This window comes from Streptomyces milbemycinicus, assembly GCF_002154605.1.
In the GTDB taxonomy this organism is placed as follows: domain Bacteria; phylum Actinomycetota; class Actinomycetes; order Streptomycetales; family Streptomycetaceae; genus Streptomyces; species Streptomyces milbemycinicus.
Genome location: NZ_MUNE01000663.1, coordinates 1 through 1,114 on the forward strand (window position 1 = coordinate 1; position 1,114 = coordinate 1,114).

A 1,114-nucleotide genomic window follows, 5' to 3' on the forward strand; every position below is an offset into this window, starting at 1 on the left:
CCCCTATACGACGGTAGCGGCGCGGACTGACGCTGGGGCGCGGTGGTGTGAGTGGACATCAAGCTGACACGACCTCAAGGGGCGATGCGGGCATCAGGAAGCAGCCTCAGTGGAGGTGGACCGGTGGGGGGCTCGGGGGCGGAGGCTGGGGGACGGGGGTGCGCCGCGTGTGGGGGGTCGGCTGGGTGAGCGGGTAGTGCGCTAGACGGCCATGCCGTACACGATCGTGAAGACTGTGCCCAGTGAACCGATGATGAACACACCGGTCAGTCCGGCGACGATCAGACCCTTGCCCTGTTCGGCGCTGAAGGTGTCGCGCAGCGCGGTCGCGCCGATCCGCTGCTTGGCCGCGCCCCAGATGGCGATGCCGAAGCAGAGCAGCAGGGCTACGGCCATGACGACCTCGATCATGACGCGGGCCTCGCTGCCCAGATCGCCGAACGGGCCCCAGTCTGGGGCGATTCCGCCGATGATGGTGTTGATGTCGCCCTTGTCGGCCGCTAGGAACATGAGAACTCACCGCCCCTTATGGGTAGTTGTGTGCCACCGTGCGGTTGGCACATGCCAGGCTCTATCTTCGCTGACGATTCCGCTTCCGCATGTCGACTTGGCGGCATTTCTTGGCGGATCTCGTACGTGTTGTGGGCCACGATGGCCTGACTGGCGTACAAAAGCGTCAACCTAGGGTTCTCTGATCACTGTGTGTATCACGCACATGGGCGCTGGGCAACGATCAGTGGCTGGGGCCGGAGCTCGGCGAGCCCCGCGGCTCACTCCTCCGCGAAGTCGTCGAACTCGCCGGCCTTGACCCCCTTGATGAACGCCTCCCACTTCGCCTGGGTCGTCACCACGATGTTGTCGGGGTCGTTGCTCTCGCGCATGTAGATCCGGCCATCGGGGCCCGCGGCCACCTCCAGGTAGGCCTCCTGCTCCCCGTCCTCCGGGGTCGTGGCCCGCTGCCAGTCGAGCTGTGTCATCGCATGGTCCTTAAAGGGGTGTGGGAAAGGAAGGTGAGATAAGGAGTGTGAGGTGCTCGGACGCGCCGGACTTTACGCGCTTCGGGTCCGTACGGGAGGCGGTCGAGGGGCGGTGCCGGGCGTACCGGGGGCAGGGG

2 protein-coding genes are annotated in these 1,114 nt (G+C 65.9%); both read right to left on the reverse strand.

What is annotated here, in order from left to right; genetic code table 11:
* Window positions 1-201: 201 nt before the first annotated feature.
* Entirely contained in the window at window positions 202-510 is a 309-nt protein-coding gene (locus CCN51_RS42075) for a hypothetical protein (protein ID WP_014177695.1), read from the reverse strand.
* 260 nt (window positions 511-770) lie between these two features.
* A complete protein-coding gene (locus CCN51_RS42080; protein WP_014177694.1) occupies window positions 771-977 on the reverse strand; it encodes a DUF397 domain-containing protein in 207 nt (68 codons plus the stop codon).
* Window positions 978-1,114: the final 137 nt, after the last annotated feature.

Coding starts and splice junctions, on each gene's coding strand:
- CCN51_RS42080 (WP_014177694.1), bottom strand. CDS start 977: ATGACACAGCTCGACTGGCAGCGGGCCACGACCCCGGAGGACGGGGAG.
- CCN51_RS42075 (WP_014177695.1), bottom strand. CDS start 510: ATGTTCCTAGCGGCCGACAAGGGCGACATCAACACCATCATCGGCGGA.